Source organism: Flavobacterium gillisiae (genome assembly GCF_900107635.1).
GTDB lineage: Bacteria > Bacteroidota > Bacteroidia > Flavobacteriales > Flavobacteriaceae > Flavobacterium > Flavobacterium gillisiae.
In genome coordinates this window covers 197468-218649 of sequence record NZ_FNRD01000004.1, presented here as the reverse complement: position 1 = coordinate 218649, position 21182 = coordinate 197468, and the positions used below count along the sequence as shown (strand labels likewise).

Sequence of the window (21182 nt, the reverse complement as noted above, 5' to 3'; positions counted from 1 at the left end):
ATGTTTATTTATTCAATGCTTTTAAAATACGTTCTTCATTTATGATTATATCTCTAAATAGTACATGTGGAAATACTTGATATTTTGAAGTTTTAAATACGTCAACAATTTTTAATAATGTTGATGCGGTAATAAGAGACAAATTCATTTCAGTGTCCATTTCGCAATCAGTAACAAAATCATCACTAAATTCAGGTGCTATTAATAATATTTTTATAATCCTTAAATCATTGTGTAGTGCTAATTTTTGATATGATTTCAACTGTCTTGATACGGTACTAAATTTATTATAGCCTTTTTCTTTACTTGTTTTACACTCCACAATGATAACTTCATTATTTCCAAGATTTAAAAGTATATCTATCATATCTTTATTAGTATTCAATTTTTGTTTAGATTTTTCATCTACATTGAATCCCAGATTTGAAAAGATAACTTTAGTAAGTTCTTCAAATTTTAAACCTAACTCACTTTCTTTTATCGCAATACCATTTTCTTTTAGTAAGTTAAGATCACGATAAGCTACATTTGCGTAATTTTCCAAGTATAAATTTTCAGCATCTTTATAATGCTCCATAATATTTGCAATATCATCCCCTCTTTGTTTTATACCATTATCTTTTATAAAGTTAGACAAATCAGTTTTTACAATTAAATCTAGAATATCTCTAGGTTTAATATTATAATCAAGTAGAAAATCTGCTTTCATTACAAACTCATCTTGAAGCTCAAATTTATTTTTTAGTAATTTATTTAATGCTGGTAAAGAAGTATTTAGTTCAGTTAGCATTTTATCAAAACCGTCAATAGAAATTCCAACTTTTTCATCTTTTTCAACATTTTCAAAGTATTCAACTAAGCTACTTATTTTTTCTTCTAAAGTACTTCCTTTTAAATTATTGATATTTAAGCTGCTTTCACATAGTTCATTAAGATGTTTTTTCTTATCAGTCAAGGTACTACCTTCTTTATATATATCTGTTGTAAGTAAACTTTTAAATGAAATCCCGCTATTTATGATTTCCTCTATTTTTACTGAATAGTCTAGCTTTCTATCGATATTATGTTTTTTTGCAATTTGATTTAAAATAGGCTCTTTTAATGATTTTAAAGTTCTTCTGTAGAACTTGTCTGCAACATCTTTTTGGCGTAATTTTCTCAAAATCCTTACCATTTCATCTGCAACATAAATTGTATTATCTTTTTTTGAATAAAAAATAACACCAATATTTTTAAGGCTATTGATTACATCATGTATGTCTACCTTTTTAATAGGTAAAATGGAATAGTTTATTAGTTTAACCTCCTCTTGAGAAAGCTGAAGTTCTTTTGCAAGAGTAAGTATTATGGATAATTCATCTGAAGTGATTTTCGCTTCACGATTATTTAGAGCATCATTATTATAGGCTGTTGATAAGCAAGATCTATATATTCTATAATCTCTTTTTCTTTCCTCTCCTAATTCGGATTTTTCATTTTCTAATTCGTTATTTAATTCTTTTATTCGAATTTTTAAATTTTTTATTTCACTTTCGTAAAGTCTAGAAAACCAATCTTGTCTCATGATGCAGTTCCCATCACGAATTATAATGTCAATTAATATATCTAGCTGGGATGTTACCTCTTGAAACTCACATCGTATTTGATTTAAAAAGTCTTCTGAAGTAAGTGAAAAAATATTTGATATGTTTTGATTATCTACAGATTTCAAACCTTTATCAGTAGAGCTTAAAATTTTTTCAATTTCTTTAATACTACTCGGTTTTTTAGAAATAATATTATCAATAATCTTGATAAAAGAATTTTTTTCTATAGAACCAAGTTTGTCTAAGATCTTTTCTAATTTCATGTTTTACTTTTTAAATTGGATTTGTAATTCAGGTTTTAGTTGCCGCTATATAAAATGATTACTAAAAGTTTTTTAGCGTACCCGTAAATAAAAGGATTGTAAAGGTGGAATCCAATACCCACTTTTAGTGATATTATCTATTTTTTCTTACAACATTTAGTAGCTTATTTCAACTCAATTGTTCGAAAAGTAAGGTTCACTCTTGGAGTAGTGACACGGGTAGTAGGAGGTAGGCGGTGCAGCCAGTGTGTTTGGGTTTTGTCTTTCATTACGAGCAAGCTGCCGTGGGCTAAGATTTTTGATACGGTTTCTTTGCTGTCTTTGTGTTTGAAGGCAAATTTTCTTTCCGCTCCAAAGCTTAGGGAGGCAATTGCACCATTCTTCTTTAAGTCTTTCTCTCCATCACTGTGCCAGGCCATTCCTTCGTTGCCGTTATGGTATAAATTGAGTAGGCAGGAATTGTAAGTTTCGCCCGTTTTTTCTTCGACCAATGCTTTTAAGGCTAATAATTCTGGAGTCCAGATTAAGGCTTGTTTGGTCGTGTTAGAATAGGTATAGTTAAAATTAGTGTTGCCATACCAAGCGACTTTTCTTTTGGTGATAATGAGTTTGCCAAAGATGATGGCTTCGTCGTTTTTCCAGGCAATGGTTTGCAGTAAATTTTCCAAGTAGAAGTTGGCTTCCCCAAGCGACATGATGTGGCCGTAATAGAGTACGTTTCCGTCTTTGGGAAGCAAGTTTTGGTTTTCGTCTAGTTCGGTGCTGAATAAATCCATTGTTTGTATGCTGTTTTCATGCAATGACCACAAGGTCGGAAATTGTTTTGAATTGCTTCTGCCTCAGAGGTAAAAAACACTCGATTTTCTTTTTTCATTCGCTTGCCTGATTTGCAGTGCAGGGTTCCGTAAATTTTGAGTTTACTGTTTCCTGCGAAGACAATCTCCTGTTGTTTGATTTTGGATTTTAGTGAGGCGGCTGTTATTTGTTTATGTGCTATCATTGTTTTTGTTTTGCGTGAGGGGTTGCAGTGGAAATCCTCTCTTGTCTCGTTTGTAAAACGAGACAAGAGAGATTGAAACAAAAGACCCGACCCGCAGGGGCACGCCCAACTTATGCTTGCAATTTGATTTCAAATAAACAACAACCTTTAGTCATTTGATAGTGCGCAGGCAATCCCGCTGTGGATTGTAAATCGAATATCCCTAGAAAATCAAAGCCGGCATTGGTATAATGTTCAATAAGTTTGACATTATTGCCCAAGGTGTCTAAACGAACATAATTTTTCTCGATACTTTGTGCATATTCTTTTGCCCATTCGACTAGAATCCCAACAAAATTATGGCCTCTAAAGTCAGGGTTTGTTGCAATGCGATGAATGTATATTGCGGCATCCTGATCTCGTTCTTCCCAGATTTCGGGATCATTGAAAGTTATGGCCCATACACAAGCGATTTGGCCATCGATAAGGAGTTTCCATTGCCGATTTTGGGCTAGTTCTGTCTCGACAAGTTGGCGGTCAAAGTCAGGCCAAACTACGACATTTTTTGTTTTTTGGTATGCCGATGCGATGGCGTACAATCTAAATATTTCATCGATATCTGTAGCAAGGGAGTTTTCTATTTTCATAGTTTAAAGTTTGTTTTTTTGTGCGGATTCCCATCCAATAATTGCTGTTTTGCGGGTTGGTCCCCACATGTAGCCACCCAGTACGCCTGTCGCTTGGATAACACGATGGCAGGGAATTAGAAAGGCTACGGGGTTTTTACCTATTGCGGTACCTACAGCTCTTGAGGCATTGGGTTTTTCTATTTGTTGTGCAATAGCTCCGTAGGTTGCTAACTGTCCCATTGGAATTTTAAGCAACGTTTCCCATACTTTAAGCTGAAAGTCAGTGCCTTTTAAATGTAATTTAATTTGGGGCAGTTGAGAGCCTTTTTGATTAAAAATAAGAAGTGCAGCCTGTTGCAGTGAATCGGTTATTTGCAGAAACTGGGCATTGGGGTAGTGGTGTTTCATCTCTAAGAAAGCGGTTTCCTCGTTAGTATAAAAGGCCATATGGCAGATCCCTTTTTTGGTAGAAGCCACAATGATATCCCCAAACGGACTTTCGGAAAAGCTGTAATTAATAATCAGGTTTTTGGCGCCATTTTTATATTCGGCAGGAGTCATTCCTTCGATGTTGACAAATAGATCATGCAATCTACTGGTGCCGGAAAGTCCCGTTTGATACGCTGTTGCAAAAAGTGTGGTTTGACTCTCTTTTAATAATTGTTTAGCGTGTGCTACACTAATGTATTGTAGAAATTTTTTTGGACTTGTTCCTGCCCATTCCGTAAAAAGGCGTTGAAAATGAAAGGGGCTAAGATTCACTTTGGCAGCGACTACATCAAGATTGGGTTGATCCTTAAAATTTTGCGTGATGTAGGCTATTGCTGCTGCAATGCGGTTGTAATTAGTAGTTTGCTGCTGATTCATTGCATTTCATTTTATAAAGCAAATATCGTAAGTATTTTGTCATTATAAAATCCGAAACTTGCTCTATTGTGTTTTTGAAAAAAATACAATCTGTATAATATATTTTGGCTACGCTAACCATATTCTTGCACAATTGTTAATTCTAAGTTAAATACAGCTATAAAAACGATTAAAGAAAGGGTTACAATTATTTTTGATGCTGATTAATCATTAAACAACCATTAAATGAAGAAAATATTCATTTTGACTACTTTGGCTGCTTTTATTTTTGCGCCAAGTCTAACATTCGCCCAAAAACAGTGGCACAAGGATGAGAAAAAGAATAAAAAGACTGAAGTAGCGCCAGCAGTTACTCCACCAGAAAAAAAACCAGAGGCAACAATTAAACCCTACGATAAGGTAATTACTAAAGGAGCCATCTCTGATGATGGTCTGTTTACAGTACATAAGGTAGATAAAAAATATTATTTTGAAATCCCCAATAAATTATTGAACAAGGACATGCTTTTGGTCAGCAGACTATCGAAGTTGCCTTCTAATTTGGGTGGAGGATATGTTAATGCGGGCTCAGAAACAAATGAGCAATTAGTTGTTTGGCAACGTTTTCAAGATAAAATTTTAATCAAATTAAAGTCGTACACTGCGGTGGCCAATGATAGTTTGCCAATCAGTATCTCTGTAAAAAATAACAATTACGAGCCTACTTTGTATGCCTTTGATATTGCAGCTTTTAGCAAAGATTCAGCCAATACGGTAATTGATGTATCTAAGTTTTACGGAAGTGATGTTAAGGCTATTAGTGGATTATCGGCCAATATGAGAGAGGCTTATAAAGTTAAAGGCATGGATGACTCCCGTAGTTTTATCACGGCGATGAAAAGTTTTCCAATGAATATAGAGGTGATTCAGGATTTTACTTATAATGCGGGCAAGCCACCAGTACTTGAAGATACGGAAACGATTAGTATCCAGATGAACCAATCGATGATTTTGCTTCCTGAAAAAATGATGCAGCCTCGTCTTGCTGATCCAAGGGTGGGTTGGTTTACCATGAGTCAATATGATTATGGAAGTGAGGAGTTAAAATCTGATAGTAAAACCTACATTCGCAGATGGAGATTAGAGCCTAAAGATCCTGTGGCTTACGCCAATGGGGAACTTGTTGAGCCAATTAAACCCATCGTATATTATATTGATCCGGCCACACCAGAGAAACTACGTAAATACATCAAACAAGGTATTGAAGAATGGCGAAAACCATTTGAAACGGCAGGTTTTAAAAATGCTATTATTGCAAAAGACCCTCCGACGAAGGAAGAAGATCCTGATTTTAGTCCGGAGGATATGCGTTATTCTGTAATACGTTATGTAGCCAGTACGACACGTAATGCAGTTGGTCCTAGTGTTTCTGATCCCAGAACAGGAGAAATAATTGGAAGTGACGTAATCTGGTACCATAACCACCTACGTTCGTACCGAAACCGCTATTTATTAGAAACAGGTGCCGCTAATCCATCTGCAAGAACACTAAATACTAGTGAAGAGGAAATGGGAGAGATGATGCGTTTTGTTATTGCTCATGAAGTGGGACATGCTTTGGGTTTTCCACACAATATGGGAGCGAGTTGCGCTTATGATACCGAGAGTTATAGAGATGCGGCTTTTACACAAAAAAATGGAATAGCAGCGAGTTTAATGGATTATGCTCGTTTCAATTATATAGCGCAACCAGGAGACAAAGGAGTACGTTTTATTAGACAAATGGGACCTTACGACCATTATGCAGTGAATTGGGGGTACAGAGTAATTCCAAATTCGGTTTCTCCGGAAGCGGAGGTGCCTACATTAGATAAATGGATTCTTGAAAAAGCGGGAGACCCAATGTATAAGTTTGGTAAACAAAGCAGTAGTTTTGATCCTACTTCTCAAACAGAAGACATCGGGAATAGTTCGATGAAAGCCAGTAGCTACGGACTTAAAAACTTAAAGTATGTTGCGGAACATTTATCAGAATGGACTAGTGATGTAACTAATAGTTATGAGGATTTAGATGAATTGTATAAAGAAATGTTAGACGTATGGAGTAGGTATGTAGGCCATGTTGTGACCAATGTGGGTGGTGTGAATGAAGACACTAAAAAGCCTAATCAAAAAGGAGTGATTTATACGGTTGTTCCTAAAGTACAACAGCAAGAAGCCATGCAATGGTTGCAAACCAATGCTTTTTCTTCGCCTACTTGGCTGGTTAATGTAAAGACTTTAAGAAACACAGATTATTCTGGTTATACAGAGCGTTTCAGAAACTTACAGGCGAGACATTTGAATAATTTGTTGAGTTTTGATCGCATTGGTCGATTAATGGATGCCGAAATTCTGGGAACGGATAATTATACTGCTCTGGATTTACTACGTGACATGCGAAAAGGAATCTGGAAAGAAGCCAATACCGCTACAACAGTGTCTATTTATCGTAGAAACTTACAACGTGCTTATATTGAAAGAATGGAATATCTTATGAAAGAAGAAATTAAACCTAGCCGTTCTGGAGATTATTACAATGTATCACAATCTGATGTACGCGCTTTGGTAAGAGGTGAGTTAGCAACCTTAAAATCGGCATTAGGAACAGCAAAGAATAGTGCTGTAAATACAGAAACTAAATACCATTATGCGGATTGTATTGAGCGAATCGCTTTGATTTTAGATCCTAAATAAAGGTAAATAACAAGTAATAAAGGTCTGCTCATGAGCGGACCTTTTTTTTATATGGCATTAACGGGATAGTTTTCATGACTCTTTGTACGTATAGGTTCTGTCACAGGACTTACTACTTTATATTCTTTGGTTGGAAATTCAAAAGTGTAACTTTTACCTGTGAGATATATTAGTCCGTGGACTATTGATTCTGGCAGAAAACTCAGTTTGTCCAAAAAGTAATCATAGGTTTTATTACAATAATTGGTAATCAGAAAAGGGAATGAGTTAGGGATAAGATAAAGATCTTCGATATATTGTTTATCTACAGTAACTTTTTTGTTGAATTCAAAATAATGAATTTCTTTGTTTTCTTTTTTTAATTGGATTAAATCGAAAACAGATAAAGGTATTTTGGAATTGGTATGGTAAAAAAATATGGATTTTGACACATCAATTATAACCCACTTTTTAAATTCTTTAGAGTATACCTCGTTAAAGGAATGCCCGCCAAGGATAGTATGGTTGTCTGTTATGATTTTTAACCCCCATTCTTTTACTTTTAAATCGTTGATGACACAGAAATTATTATAGACCTGCGACATATCACTACAAACGCCTCCTTCGCCTCTTATCATTTTTCGAAGCGCTTTGTTAGAGGATTTTCCAAGCCCTGGTCCTCCTTTGATATGGTTTCTGAGCCACTTTGCTATCTTTTTGGCTTTTTCAATATCACTTAAATCGGCCTTTGGTTTTGCCAAAATCATGTTGTTCAACTGAAAATAAATAGGAGGAATGTCATACTTAGGATTGATAGCATTGTAGCAAAAGTTTTCAATACGATCCAAGGATGATTTCCGAGAAACCATTCTGAATCTTATTTTAAACAAAAGAGAATGTCTCCTAAAATACCAAAGTAAGGGTTTACTCATAATTTATTTTATTTGAAGATTACACATTCTAAATATAGGGCATTAATGAGCTAAAGCAAAGAACTAATCGTTGAGTATCAGATATACAGGATGAATAGCTTGTGTTGTAGTAAATTTATTAACTACCATGTTTGGCGAACAGCTTTAAGTATTAAAACAAGAAACTCCCAATCTTCAAATAGTTAGATTGGGAGTTTCTTGTTTATTTATGCATAAGAAAGGGCATTGATTAGCTGTATTTCTATATAATCGGAATAAAGTAAGGGAGATTAAATACCAGCTTTGATTAGTATTTAAATTGTGTTATTTTTTCACGACTCCTTTTGGTTCTATTTTATTGACCGCTTTGATAGGTTGTCTGTATACTTCAACATCATCTTTAACTAAGCGTTTTTGCAACCACAGAGACAATTTTTCTACAGAGTTTTCAGGAAGGCCTTTTGTGCTTTTATAAATCAACACAGGTACTGTTTTGGTACTGTCTGTACTTTCGTTGAAGGTATGATTAGACATTGATATATTATCTACCTCAGGAAATAAAATTTTTATTTCAGCTAATAAGGCTTTGTTATCATACTTATTTGCGACAAGTTGTTTTTTTAGGCTTAAAATTGAAACGTCTTTTTGACTTAGCTGTGATTTGTTAAAGCTAATTTCGTTAAGAATATCGCTTTTAAGATCTGTTGTGTCCTGTATTACAGATAGGACAGTATTGTTTATATCATAGGCTTTAAGCCTTAGATTTAGTTTCTTAATTTCATCTACACTATATCTTTTAGAAAGAAATCCGAGCTCCAGTTTTTTTGGGTTTTGATTGAATTTAGTTTTCTTATACAAAATGGCAATTCCTTTATTTGAAAACTCATTATCTGTAAAAAGATCAATCTGGTGTTGGTATTTTTTTTCTTCAATTAAGATGTAGGCAAAATAGATACTAGGTAGCATTAAAACCGTGATCAAGCCTGAAATAATATATTTCACCTGTTTTTGTGCTTTCTCATCCAGTTGCTTTTTGGTAGGATACTTTAAATATTTTACGATGAAAAAAGTAGAAATACAAATGAACACGCAGTTGATAGAATACAAATACATGGCACCAAAAAAGAATTTAAAGCTCCCTAATGCTAAACCGTATCCTGCGGTACAAAGTGGCGGCATAAGTGCCGTTGCTATGGCAACACCGGGTATTGGATTTCCTTTCTCTACTCTTGTAATGGCAATTGCACCAACCAAACCACCAAAAAAGGCAATAAGAATATCGTAGATATTTGGTGAAGTTCTAGATAGTAATTCAGGCTGCGTTTCTTTGAAGGGACTGATATAAAAATAGAGGGTAGAAACGACGAGGCCAACAAGGGTGGCTATCAGTAGATTTTTTAACGATTTTTTCAGTAAATTGAAATCATAAACACCCAGCCCAAAACCGGCTCCTATAATCGGACCCATTAATGGCGATATTAACATCGCACCTATTATCACTGCGGTAGAATTTACGTTTAATCCTATAGATGCCACAACTATAGCACAAGCTAAAATCCATAAATTAGAACCTCTGAAGGAAATATTGGACTTTACGAAATCCAATACTTTCTTCTTTTCTTCCTCTCCTTTGCTTAAATTGATATAAGCAAAAAGACTATTTACTATTGTTTTCATCAATGCCTTCTTTTAAAGTTTTTTTCAAAAAGATAAAGCCTACTAATCCTGCTATTAACGACGAAAGTAAAATGATAAATTTTGCGTTGCTAATTATAGTTTGGTCATCAAAAGCGAGTAAAGTTATGAAGATCGACATTGTAAACCCAATACCTCCCAAAAATCCAACTCCAATGATTGTTTTCCAATTCAAATCAGAGGGGAGTTTACAAATTCCTAAAGAAACAGCCGCAAGTGAAAAGACAAAAATACCTAATGGCTTCCCTACGATTAATCCCAAAGCGATTCCTATACTGTAATGCTGAGCAATAGTTTCTCCAATGTTTGAACTGATAACAATTGCTGTATTGGCTAGTGCGAAGAGCGGGAGTATAAAGAAACCAACTGGTTTATGTAGAAAATGCTGTAAAATAGACGAGGTAGATTCTTTATCTCCATTTCCAAATGGAATAACAAAAGCTAGTAGTACTCCAGTAACAGTAGCGTGAATACCTGAATGAAGCATGAACCACCACATTATAGCCCCACCAATAAGGTAAGGAATTAGGTTTTTAACTTTCATACGGTTAAGTACAAATAACACTAACATTGTACCTAAAGCATAAAACAGATTAGACCAAAGAATAGTTTTAGTATAAAATATGGCAATAACCATAATTGCTCCTAAATCATCTATTACCGCTAATGCTGTTAAGAATATTTTTAAAGAAAGTGGCACTCGATTCCCTAATAGAGACAGAATTCCCAATGCAAAAGCAATATCAGTTGCCATAGGGATACCTGCTCCAGCTTGCGCAATAGTTCCGTAGTTCAGCATTAAGTAAAGTCCCGCAGGAACTAGCATTCCTCCTAAGGCTGCAAATATGGGTAATAGAGCATCTTTTATGTTTGATAACTCACCTTTGTAGATTTCTCTTTCTAATTCTAAACCAATTAATAAAAAGAATATGGTCATTAAACCATCATTAATCCAGTATTCCAGACTTTCTCCTCCCAGTTTCATATGCCAGGTATGGATGTATTGTGACCCAAATATTGAGTTTGCCATAAACAAAGAAAATATGGTGCACGCTATAAGGATAAGACCTGTTGATTTTTCGCTTTCAAAAAATTCATTAAATAAATCTGAATTGTAAATGCGCTTTATTGTTTTTTTCATTTTTGTCTTCATGTATTCTTTTTACCCTAAAACCGGAAGAATTTCCGTTTTGTTACTAATTTAAACGACTAATTCTTAGATTCACAAAAATAGCTAAATAGTTACGAATCTCCTCCTAGAAATTGATAATATTATCAGAGGTTACTGTATTAAAAATCGTAAAACAGGAATTTAAATTCTGTTTTTTTGATAATCCGATACTAATAGAAAGTGGTTGATATACGATTTAGTTGATAGGGTTCTTAAAACGAAACTAATAACGTGGTTGTTTAGGATTACTATAATACTGATGGTGAATGCGGCTTCAATATTATGAAAGATGTTTGTTAAGAGTTATTTTTTTATTTGAAGTTTTAATAATAAGTCGGTTTGTATGTCATCGCCTAATGTGAAAACATGTTTGTCAAATGCGACAAATCCATTTTTAGTATAAAATCCAAGTGCTCGGTAATTCTCTTCCCAAACTCCCAGCCAGATATATTCAACTTGATTTTGCTGCGCTATTTCCAGTACATGATCAACAAATAACTGTCCCACTTTTTTACCGTGGTATTCCTGTAAAACATAAATGCGATGAATCTCCATTGCATTCTCGTGCATTAACTCAGTTTGTGCTTTACCAAAATTGATTTTTAAATAACCAATAATTTTAGCGTCTAATATGGCTAAGTAAAAGGAAGATTCTGGATTAGTCAATTCCTTTGTTATTTGTTTTGCATTAAAACTTTGCGCGATGTAATTTGAAAGGTTTTCAGGAGTATTTACCGCGGTAAATGTTTCGGTGAAGGTTTGCTTGCCAATAATTTGCAGCGATTCTAAATCGGATACAGTTGCTTTTCTAATTTCAATTTTGCTCATGATAAAAAAATCGGTGGTCGTGTCATAAAATTCAGAATCAAAAATAGCATAATTAAAATTTGGAACAATTTTTATTTTCTATTTCGTCATTAAACAAATCGATTTGTATTTGTCTGTTTATTGTTTTTCAATTAGTACTTTTGATTTTATATTAAAAAGAACCTGAAACAGGATTATTTATGAAAATTGTTATATCGCCAGCCAAATCTTTAAACTTCGAAAAGGAATTACCTACTTCACAATATACGGAACCTGCTTTTCTAAAAGAATCAAGACAAATCCAGAAAGTGTTGAAGCAACAATCCCCAAAAGATCTATCTGCATTAATGGATATTTCAGATAAATTAGCAGAATTGAACTGGCAACGCAACAAGGATTGGAAAACGCCTTTTACGCCTGAAAATGCACGACCTGCTGTCTATGCTTTTGATGGAGATGTGTATACTGGTTTAGACGGTTATGCAATTCCAACAGATAAATTAGAAAATTTACAAGATAGTTTACGAATACTTTCGGGTTTGTATGGAGTACTAAAACCATTGGATTTAATTCAGGCGTACCGATTGGAAATGGGGACAAAACTGCCCATTGGAGAAGATAAGAACTTATATGAATTTTGGAAAACTAAAGTAACAAAATCGTTAAATAAAGAATTAGAAGAAGGGGAGTTGTTTGTCAACCTTGCCAGTAATGAATATTTTTCGGCGGTAGATACTAAAGCATTGAAAGTACCAGTAATCACTCCAGATTTTAAGGATTATAAAGATGGAAAACTGAAGATAATTAGTTTTTTTGCCAAGAAAGCAAGGGGGATGATGGTGCGTTATATTATAGATACCGAAGCAAAAACAATAGAAGATTTAAAAGGTTTCAATTATGATGGCTATCAATTTGATGCCAATCTTTCAAAAGGAGATCATTTGGTATTTACTAGATAGTACTTCTAAAATAATTCATAAAAAAACTCCGACTTAGATCGGAGTTTTTTTATGGATTTAATGCATTGCATCTGCCGGATTGATTTTGTTTTTTCCTTTTTTGATAAAGAATATAATTGGAATACAGCAGAGAAACATAATACCCAGATACATGAAAATATCCATATACGATAAAACAGTGCTTTGCTTTAAAACGGAATAATCAATTGCCTGATAGGCTTTTTTCATAGATTCATTTGCAGTGAAACCTTTTGACATAAAACCTTTTTGCAAAAGCAGCAATCGTTGTTGCACTTCAAATTTACTACTATCTAAATGCGCAATTAAATTGACGCGGTGTTCTTGACTGAATCGTGTGATAAAAGTGGTAATAATGGCTATACCGAAAGAACCTCCCAGTTGTCTCATCATTCCTGTAAACGCAGCTCCTTCACCAATATTTTTTCCTGATAAAGTGGATAGCGATAAAGTAGTAATAGGGACAAAAAGTAGTCCTAAACCAACTCCTCTTAAAATTAATGCCCAATACATATGTTCTTCACCCGTATCCGGCGTCATGCTATTGTGCATCATAAAAGTAAATAAAAAGAAAACTAAGAACCCAACACCAATCATGTAGCCTTGTGGAACTCCTTTTTGTATTAATTTACCAATAATAGGCATCATAAAAGCGGTGGTTATAGAACCAGGAATCAATAATAAACCAGCATCTGTGGCAGTCCATCCTAAAATGGATTGTGTATATATTGGAATTATTAATGTGGAACCATATAAACCAAAACCTAGTATGAAAGCCATAAGAGTACCAATTCTCAAGTTCCCGTCTTTTAGAACGCTTAAATTTACAATTGGATACTTATAGGTTAACTCCCTCCAGATGAACAGTATTAATCCAAATAATGAAACGACACTTAATAAAACAATTAAGTTGTTGTTAAACCAGTCATCTTGTTGTCCATGTTCCAGTACGAATTGTAGTGAACCAATGAAAGATGCCAAAAGAATGATTCCAATCCAATCGACTTGATTCGATTTCAGTTTTTCTCCGTATTTTGGACTTCTTACAAAACTTAAAGTCAAAAGGGTAGCTATAATACCTAAAGGAATATTGATATAAAAAATGTAAGGCCATGAAAAATGATCTACAAGATATCCACCTAATGGCGGACCTAGTGTAGGACCTACAATTACACCCATTCCATAGATAGCTTGCGCCATTCCTCTTTTTGCAATAGGATAGCTTTCGGTAATAATCGTTTGTGCCGTTACCAATAAGGCACCACCTCCAAGACCTTGAATAAATCGGAAGGCCACTAATTCCCATATATTGGTAGCGTTACCACATAAAAAGGAAGCAACGGTAAAAATAATGATCGAAACCGCAAAGTAATTTCGTCTTCCAAATTGCTGTGAAAGCCAACTGGTCATAGGGATTACAATTACATTTGCAATTGCATAGGCAGTAATTACCCAGGCAACATCAGTTAATGTTGCGCCAAGGCTTCCTCTCATGTTTGTTAGTGCCACATTGACAATAGTGGTATCTACAATTTCTAGCAAAGCACAAAGTACTGCCGTTATTGTAATAATAACCCGTCTAAAGCCGTATTCGACTAAATCGTCGTCTCCTTGTCCTATTACCATTTTATTTTATATGTACGTCTACATCCACATTCATTCCCGGACGTAGTAGTTTTATTTTCTCAATATCATTGTTTGCATCAATGCTAATTTTTACTGGTAAACGTTGAATCGTTTTTACAAAATTTCCAGTAGCATTATCTGGAGGTAAAATAGAAAAACGCGCGCCAGTTGCGGGAGAAAAAGAAGTGACCGTTCCATTAAAATCATAATCTGGATACGCATCTACTTTGATAGTCACTTTTTGCCCAGTCACCATTTTATTTAATTGCGTTTCTTTAAAATTAGCTACAACCCATGCTTCATTGTTGTTGATAATATAAAAAAGAGATTGTCCTGGTTGAACTAATTGTCCTGGTTGAATGTCAATTTTAGAAACCTGCCCGTCAATTGCAGCGGTGATTGCCGTATAACTTAAATTTAAAATTGCAGAGTCAAGTAATGCTTTCGCTCTTTTAATATTGGCTGAAGCCACATCTGTTTGCTTGTCAGTCGCTTTTGATTTTGCCACAACAACTGATTTTTGAAAAGCAGTTGCTTTTTCTTGCTGTTGCAAAATTCGTACTTGATTTTCAGCTTCTAATTTAGCTGCTAATGCCTGCTCGTATTGTTGTTTTGTAATCGTATGGCTTTTATATAAATTGTTATATCTGTTGTAATCACTGTTAACACGATCTAATCTAATTTTAGCGCTTTCAATATTTCCACCCGCTGATTTTACATTAGCTTCTGATACAGAAATACTGGCCAAAATACTACCGATATCGGCTTTTGTAACTTCTAAATTTCCTTCGGCTGCAGCCAAATTTGCTGTTGCTTCGTCAATTTTTAATTGGTAATCTTTCTTGTCAATCGTAAACAAAGTATCTCCCTTTTTTACAAAATCGTTGTCTTTTATAAACACCTTACTTACATATCCCGATACTCTTGGAATAATTGGGTTCATGTTTTTCTCAATCTGCGCATCATCAGTTCCTTCGTGAGAAAGGGAATGAATATACTTATAGGTTCCATAAATAACACCTAGTAGTACTAATGAAGTGATTATAATGATAAACTTGGTATTGGTTTTTTTCTTAGTCATTTTAGGTATCGATTATATTTTTGAAAGATTGAAAGTTTGGTTTAGTTGCCCGCTTACAGAAAGCAACTCATAGTATTTTTGGATCACATTAGCTCGGGCCAATGTTTTATTGATATTGGAACCTAGTTGTTCCACATCAGCCTCAAGAAGATCATTGGTGTCAGATAAACCGTTATCGTATTTGTCTTTTATGATTCTGTAATTTTCTGATGCTTGTTCCACTGCTTGATTGTAAACTAAATCTTGTTTTAAAGCTAAGTCATAATCCTCAATGGCTTTTTGTACTTGTATTTTAATATAGTCAGTAAGCATCGTTTCTGAATTTTGTATTTCAAGTGCTTTGCTTTCCGCTATTTTAACATTGGTACCGTTTTTCAGAATACCGCTTAAATCATATGAGACACCAACGCCTATATTCATGGCGTTTTGTACCGTAATAACATTTTTTAAATCTAATGCTGTATACCCCCCAATGATCGAAATAGAAGGATAATAACCGCTTTTGGCCATTTGAATAGTAGCTAAACTTGCTTTTTCTTGTAGTCGAATGGATTCTAAATCTTTTCGGTTTCCCAATGCTAGTTCGTCATTCGTTGGAATATTCGTCATTAGGAAGTCGGCAAAATCACTTTCTTTGATTTCTAGTTTTGTCTTGGCGTCCATTTTTAGTAGACTGACAAGCTCAAAATTTACTGTGTTTAATTCACTAATGGCTCGGTCTAATGAAAGTTGTACTTTGGAAACCTGAAGTTGTGATTTTAATAAATCATTTCTTGGAATAATTCCGTTTTTTTCCAATTGAAGGAAATCACTAACACGTTGTTTTGCACTTTTTTGATTTTCTTTTAAAAGCTCCACCGTTTTTTGTGCTTTGTACAAACTCGCATAGTAATTAACGACCATCATCGCCACTTCTTCTTTGGTTTGCATGGCAGCGGCTGTTTCAGCCTGATACATATTATCGTAGGCTTTAATGGTGTTTTGAATTTTAAAACCTGAAAATACGGGAAGACTAGCACTTACCTGTCCTATCATTAATTGATCTACGGCAGGAAGTGGTTGTGCATCGTTACTTTTATTTATTTTGAAATCAATGGATGCCTGCGTTAAGCGCTGGTATTGACCTGATATTTTCAAATCAGGATACTGACTGTTTTTAACCGACTGTAATTCGTGTTTTTTGGTATTTACTTTAGTGTTTGCCAAAGAAACTTCATTGCTTTTGGCCCAAGCCAAATGAATGGCTTCATCGAGCGTTAAACTCGTTTTTTCTTGCGCTTCTATTGACGAAATTCCTATAAAGAATATCCCAAAGAGCATGAGTTGACTAACTTTCATATATCAGAAGTGCTTTTATGGTTTGTTGAATGTGTTTTGTCAGATTGACATTTATATAATTATTGTATAAGTCTTCAGTATTTATATTTAATAAATCCATGAAATACTCTTTATTCATATGGAAATGAAAAAAAGTACCTAGAATAGTAGGGGTTATCAGCGGAATTGAAATGTCTTTTCTAAATACACCTTTATCCTGGCCTTCGGTGATGATGGCTTCTAGCGATTTTAAATTGCTTTTTCGTAAGTCGTAAAAGGATTTAATATTCAGTTCCTTTTTTTGGGTGGCCATCTCAAAATGAAGAATTCTAAAAATCCCTTTATTGGAATTAATCCTATTGATGTATAGGGCAATCAGCTTGTTGATCTTGGCAATGGGTTCTAGATCTTCAACCAACAAGTTTTCGATCTGAATCTTTAAATCTTTAGTTCTGTAAAATATTAGTGATTCCAGCAAACGTTCTTTCGAACCAAAATAATAAGAAACCATGGCGATATTAATCTTGGCTTCTTTTGCGATATTTCGAATGGAAGTTCCATCAAATCCTTTTTCGGCAAATAAGGTTTCTGCCACCAAGAGAATTTGAATTTGTTTTTCGTTAAAATCGGGAGTACTAGACATAGTTGTTTATTACAATACAAAATTAAACAACTGTTTAAATTAAACAGTTGTTTAATTTTTATTTAACATAAAATTAACAAAAATTCAAGTGGTTTTTTGAAAGGGAAAGGTTTTTGTTTAATTTTAAAATTTAAAAGTGTGTAAGAAAATAATTATGATATTTCTGTTTTGTCTTTAGTTTTTTAATACATTAGCGGTAATTATTAGCAAGCAAAATTCATTATGGAAAAGACTAAATTTAACAATACTACTTATTATTGGGCTGTAATGATGATTTTTATTTTGCTCTTAGTGAATAATTTATATGTAGCAATAGTAGGTTTTAGGTTAATGGTTTTACTGCCTGTAGTAATTTTGTCTACTTTGCTTTTTCTAACTATTAGCAAGAATAAATTGGCGAAAAGTGGAATTAAAATTTGGGCCATGATTTTTTTAATTATTGCATCAGGATTACAATTTTTCGGTCAATTTCTTAAAGATATCGCTGACGGATTTGGTAATATCGATTTTGGTTACTACATGAAAACTGGACTATCAGTGTGTTTAGGAGTACTAATTTATATCTATGCGAATAAAACAATTGATATTGTAGCTGTTGATATTAATGAAGAAGAAACAATTCACTAAAATTTAAAACTATACTAAAATATTCGTCTTAACGAAGATGGTGCTGGGCTTTATATTTTTACAGTTAAAAGACTGATAGTAAAAGAGATACATTCTCTATCGAAAATTGTGAATATCTATTTGATGATTACCCTATTTTTTTTTCTTTAAAATCTATCTTTGACATCCTAAAAAATAAAGAGATGAGCACAACTTGGTACGAATGCAAAGTAAAATATAGAAAAACAGATGAAACTGGTGGACAAAAGATTACGACTGAACCTTATTTGGTAGATGCTTTATCTTATACTGAAGCCGAAAGTAGAATTAATGAAGAAATGGCAGCTTACATAAGTGAAGAGTTTAAAATCACGAACATAAAAGTAGCTAATTATGCAGAGATTCATCCTTTTGAAAATTGTGATCGCTGGTTTAAATCAAAAATTTCTTTATTGGCTTATGACGAAGAAAGTGGTAAAGAACGTAAAACCAATATGTATTTTTTAGTACAGGCAAACGATGTAAAAGAAGCTTTTGATAATACAATGGGAATCATGCAAAGTACCATGGGTGAATATAATATTCCAGCTGTTTCTGAATCTCCTATTATGGATGTTTTTCCGTATTTCTCTGGAGAAGAAGAAGATTTGGAAAAAATAGAAAAGTTTAATGCACTGAAGGCATCAAGACCTGAAGTTGTAGCAGAAGCAGAAGATACTATGGAATTTGCCGTTGAAGAAGAAACGGCTTCTTAAGAGTTCTAAATTTAAATAATTACCGAAAATTCGCAAATTATAAAGTCTGTTTAGGTCTTTTTAATTTGCGAATTTGCGGTTTATTTCTGGGTGTTTGTTTTAAAATTTATAGCTATATCCCAATCGTACGACTTGTGTTTCATAATAATCGTTACTGGTATAATTGAAACCTTGACCGTCAATTTGTTTTTTGATGATCATAGTATTCAGTAAGTCGGTTGCATTAAAGAACAATTCTCCTTTTCCTTTTTGAATGGCTTTTTTAAGTCCAAGATCTAATGAAAAACGCGATTGTATTTTCCCTTGCGGAATAATATCAGGGGCTAAATAAACTGCCGTTAGTTGCGCATCAATTCCGTTTGCAAAATGAAAGCTATTGTTTAACTTCAAGTTACCCGAAAACACCTCTTGCTGTGCTGCAGAGAAGGTATGTGTAGTAGGGTATTTATTTTCGACTGTAAAAGCATCAATCTGATTTCTATAAGCGTTCAAATTTACATTAAACGAATATAGTGGAGAAAGTTCTTGTGCCAAAACCATTTCAATACCTGTATTGTAGCTCTTATTTACATTCTGAAAAGTAGCATAAATTAAAGTGCTTGGAGGTACAGTACTCGAAACTCTAGTGATGGTTCCATTTGCAAATCGGTGGTAAAGGGCAGAGTACAAGCTTCCTTTTTCCCAACTTGTTTTGTACCCCATTTCAACCGAATTGGTAAATTGCGGTCGTAAGGCTGGGTTTCCAACTTTGATAATCTCTGCATCATCATACTTTGGAAAAATACGAATGTCCACTTCGTTTGGTCTGTCAACACGTCTATTATAGAAAATAGAAAGCTTATCGTTATCATTAATTTTGTACGCCAATCGCATATTAGGAAATGGTTGGGTGTAATTGTAACCGTCACTTTTATAAACCACATGATCTGGGTTTACATCGTACTGAATTTTGACATATTCCAAACGCAATCCCAGTTCGGCTTCCCATTTTTTATTTTCAAAAATGTAGTTTCCATAAACAGCTGGAATTAATTCCTTGTAGGTCGCCCAGCCACCCGCATTACTATCCAAAACGGAATTTGCACCCGGAATAAACAGCATATTGGTCGGGATATTGCGGTTTCTTAGTTTTAAGCCCGTTTCTATTCTTCCGTATTTTAAAGGTTCAATATAATCTACATTAAAATCATACACTTGCTCATCAGACAATAGTTTAAAAGCATCCGTTCCAGTAGACGATGGCAAATAATTGTCGTAAAAATACTTTTCGTCCTCCCGATGAAAAGTATAGTTAAAACCAGCGTTCAAGATACGTCCAGCTTCTTTAAATTTGTGTTGGTAGCTCGCAGTAGCCATTACGGTTGTTTTTAACTCATCTTCTAGAAACTGCCACAATCTTAGGCGTTCTGAATAATCACTATTAAAAAAAGGCTGATCTCCACGGTCTAATATTTTTTCGCTTCCAAACATTCCAGAAATCGTAAGTGAGTTTTGGTCGTTGATGGCGTAATCAATTCCAGTTTTCAAAGTAGTAAACCGCGTGTCTCTATTTCGTTTTAATTGCGAATTGATAATCGTTCCATCATCGTAATTACGCGTTACAAATTCGTTTTTATTTAGTGTTTCGGTATATAAATAATCGCCTTGAAAAAAGACATTTACTTTATCTTTTCGGTAGTTTAGCGATACACTCGGATTTATTTTTGGCGTAAAAGTATATTGAGGTCTAATCGTGGGTAAGTTCTCTTTTCGAACCCATAATGATCCTAAGCCCGATGTTAATCCTACTTTTCCGTTAAACCCATTTTTTTTATTTTTTTTGTAAATAATATTGATAATACCAGCGTTTCCATTGGCGTCATATTTAGCCGATGGATTGTTGATAATCTCAATACGCTCAATCGCCGATGCTGGAATATTGTCTAAACCAGTTGCGTTTCCAAAACCGGTTAGCGCAGTTTGTTTTCCGTCAATAAGCACGGTTACTTTATCGTTTCCACGCAATTGTACTTTTCCGTCTTGGGTGGTTACGCTTGGTAAATTTTGCATGGCTTGCAAGACCGATCCTCCGTTTTGGCTGATATTATCCGTTAGCGAAAATGTTTTTTTGTCCATTTTATCGCTTATCTCTTTCACTTTTGTTGTAATAACGACCTCATTCAAAGCAGTAGATTCTTCTGTTATTTCAATGGTTTTTAAATCCAAATAATCCGAAAGATTCCCTACATATAAGGTCTGTTTTTTGGTTGCATACCCAATGTAGGAAATTTCTAGAATGTAATTTCCAGATGGTATTTTAGACACTGTAAATCGGCCTTCTTCATTCGTTACTGTTCCGCTCACAAAGGCGTTGTCTTTTTCAGTTTTTACTACAACATTCACGTAAGGTAGGGCACTATTATCGGCTTTTCCTTTGATCAATCCAGATACAGTTACACTTTTGCCTTGAGCGAATAAGTTTGCCGAGAAAAAGCTAATGAATAGTAGCGTGTAAATTAATTTAGTTTTCATTATGATAGGCTTATTTTAATTTTATTTAGAATCGAATATTTTTCAGTTCATGAAAAATACAAGT

18 protein-coding genes are annotated in these 21182 nt (G+C 34.1%); 4 read left to right on the top strand and 14 right to left on the bottom strand.

Translation table 11 applies throughout. From position 1 onward, the window contains the following. Window positions 1-4: 4 nt before the first annotated feature. From BLV35_RS07600 to BLV35_RS07580, 5 genes are all read right to left on the bottom strand, one after another. Entirely contained in the window at window positions 5-1849 is a 1845-nt protein-coding gene (locus tag BLV35_RS07600) for a hypothetical protein (RefSeq protein WP_091087355.1), read from the bottom strand. 164 nt (window positions 1850-2013) lie between these two features. Then, entirely contained in the window at window positions 2014-2625 is a 612-nt protein-coding gene (locus BLV35_RS07595; protein ID WP_091087352.1) for an alpha-ketoglutarate-dependent dioxygenase AlkB family protein, read from the bottom strand. Further along, entirely contained in the window at window positions 2601-2849 is a 249-nt protein-coding gene (locus BLV35_RS07590) for an Ada metal-binding domain-containing protein (protein ID WP_091087349.1), read from the bottom strand. Before BLV35_RS07590 ends, BLV35_RS07595 begins: the two co-directional genes overlap by 25 nt. 110 nt (window positions 2850-2959) lie before the next feature. Continuing rightward, window positions 2960-3475: a GNAT family N-acetyltransferase gene (locus BLV35_RS07585; RefSeq protein WP_091087345.1), complete on the bottom strand. Its 516-nt coding sequence runs from the start codon at window positions 3473-3475 to the stop codon at window positions 2960-2962. 3 nt (window positions 3476-3478) lie between these two features. After that, window positions 3479-4324: a bifunctional helix-turn-helix domain-containing protein/methylated-DNA--[protein]-cysteine S-methyltransferase gene (locus tag BLV35_RS07580; protein ID WP_091087342.1), complete on the bottom strand. Its 846-nt coding sequence runs from the start codon at window positions 4322-4324 to the stop codon at window positions 3479-3481. Between the two features lie 225 nt (window positions 4325-4549). Here BLV35_RS07580 and BLV35_RS07575 point away from each other — a divergent pair, with 225 nt between their 5' ends. Beyond that, on the top strand, window positions 4550-7039 hold the full coding sequence (locus BLV35_RS07575; RefSeq protein ID WP_091087339.1) for a zinc-dependent metalloprotease: 2490 nt from the start codon (window positions 4550-4552) through the stop codon (window positions 7037-7039). Window positions 7040-7086: 47 nt separating this feature from the next. Here BLV35_RS07575 and BLV35_RS07570 read toward each other — a convergent pair whose 3' ends face one another. The 4 genes from BLV35_RS07570 to BLV35_RS07555 form a co-directional block, all read right to left on the bottom strand. After that, window positions 7087-7950: a transglutaminase-like domain-containing protein gene (locus BLV35_RS07570; protein ID WP_245712029.1), complete on the bottom strand. Its 864-nt coding sequence runs from the start codon at window positions 7948-7950 to the stop codon at window positions 7087-7089. Window positions 7951-8253: 303 nt separating this feature from the next. Next, on the bottom strand, window positions 8254-9606 hold the full coding sequence (locus tag BLV35_RS07565) for a TIGR00341 family protein (RefSeq protein WP_091087331.1): 1353 nt from the start codon (window positions 9604-9606) through the stop codon (window positions 8254-8256). Next, window positions 9587-10777 (bottom strand): Na+/H+ antiporter NhaA, encoded by a 1191-nt coding sequence (gene nhaA, locus BLV35_RS07560; RefSeq protein WP_218133005.1) that lies wholly within the window; start codon window positions 10775-10777, stop codon window positions 9587-9589. Before nhaA ends, BLV35_RS07565 begins: the two co-directional genes overlap by 20 nt. A gap of 321 nt (window positions 10778-11098) precedes the next feature. Continuing rightward, a complete protein-coding gene (locus BLV35_RS07555; protein ID WP_091087328.1) occupies window positions 11099-11623 on the bottom strand; it encodes a GNAT family N-acetyltransferase in 525 nt (174 codons plus the stop codon). A gap of 179 nt (window positions 11624-11802) precedes the next feature. Here BLV35_RS07555 and yaaA point away from each other — a divergent pair, with 179 nt between their 5' ends. Then, window positions 11803-12561, top strand: coding sequence for a peroxide stress protein YaaA (gene yaaA / locus BLV35_RS07550; RefSeq protein ID WP_091087324.1), 759 nt, complete (start codon window positions 11803-11805; stop codon window positions 12559-12561). A gap of 57 nt (window positions 12562-12618) precedes the next feature. Here yaaA and BLV35_RS07545 read toward each other — a convergent pair whose 3' ends face one another. The 4 genes from BLV35_RS07545 to BLV35_RS07530 are packed head-to-tail and all read right to left on the bottom strand — an operon-like array spanning window position 12619 to window position 17246. Next, on the bottom strand, window positions 12619-14205 hold the full coding sequence (locus BLV35_RS07545; RefSeq protein ID WP_091087321.1) for an MDR family MFS transporter: 1587 nt from the start codon (window positions 14203-14205) through the stop codon (window positions 12619-12621). A 1-nt stretch (window position 14206) separates the two neighbouring features. Beyond that, on the bottom strand, window positions 14207-15286 hold the full coding sequence (locus BLV35_RS07540; protein ID WP_091087318.1) for an HlyD family secretion protein: 1080 nt from the start codon (window positions 15284-15286) through the stop codon (window positions 14207-14209). A 12-nt stretch (window positions 15287-15298) separates the two neighbouring features. Beyond that, the gene (locus tag BLV35_RS07535; protein WP_091087314.1) at window positions 15299-16624 is read right to left on the bottom strand and encodes a TolC family protein; all 1326 of its coding nucleotides are present in this window, start codon (window positions 16622-16624) and stop codon (window positions 15299-15301) included. After that, window positions 16614-17246, bottom strand: a complete 633-nt coding sequence (locus BLV35_RS07530) for a TetR/AcrR family transcriptional regulator (protein WP_091087310.1) — start codon at window positions 17244-17246, stop codon at window positions 16614-16616. The genes BLV35_RS07535 and BLV35_RS07530 overlap by 11 nt, the downstream gene beginning before the upstream one ends. 222 nt (window positions 17247-17468) lie before the next feature. Here BLV35_RS07530 and BLV35_RS07525 point away from each other — a divergent pair, with 222 nt between their 5' ends. Continuing rightward, window positions 17469-17873 carry a hypothetical protein gene (locus BLV35_RS07525; protein ID WP_091087306.1) on the top strand — a complete coding sequence of 135 codons (405 nt, stop codon included), beginning with the start codon at window positions 17469-17471 and terminating at the stop codon, window positions 17871-17873. A gap of 182 nt (window positions 17874-18055) precedes the next feature. Next, window positions 18056-18607: a DUF4494 domain-containing protein gene (locus BLV35_RS07520; RefSeq protein WP_091087302.1), complete on the top strand. Its 552-nt coding sequence runs from the start codon at window positions 18056-18058 to the stop codon at window positions 18605-18607. A gap of 99 nt (window positions 18608-18706) precedes the next feature. Here BLV35_RS07520 and BLV35_RS07515 read toward each other — a convergent pair whose 3' ends face one another. Next, entirely contained in the window at window positions 18707-21118 is a 2412-nt protein-coding gene (locus tag BLV35_RS07515) for a TonB-dependent receptor (RefSeq protein WP_091087298.1), read from the bottom strand. Window positions 21119-21182: the final 64 nt, after the last annotated feature.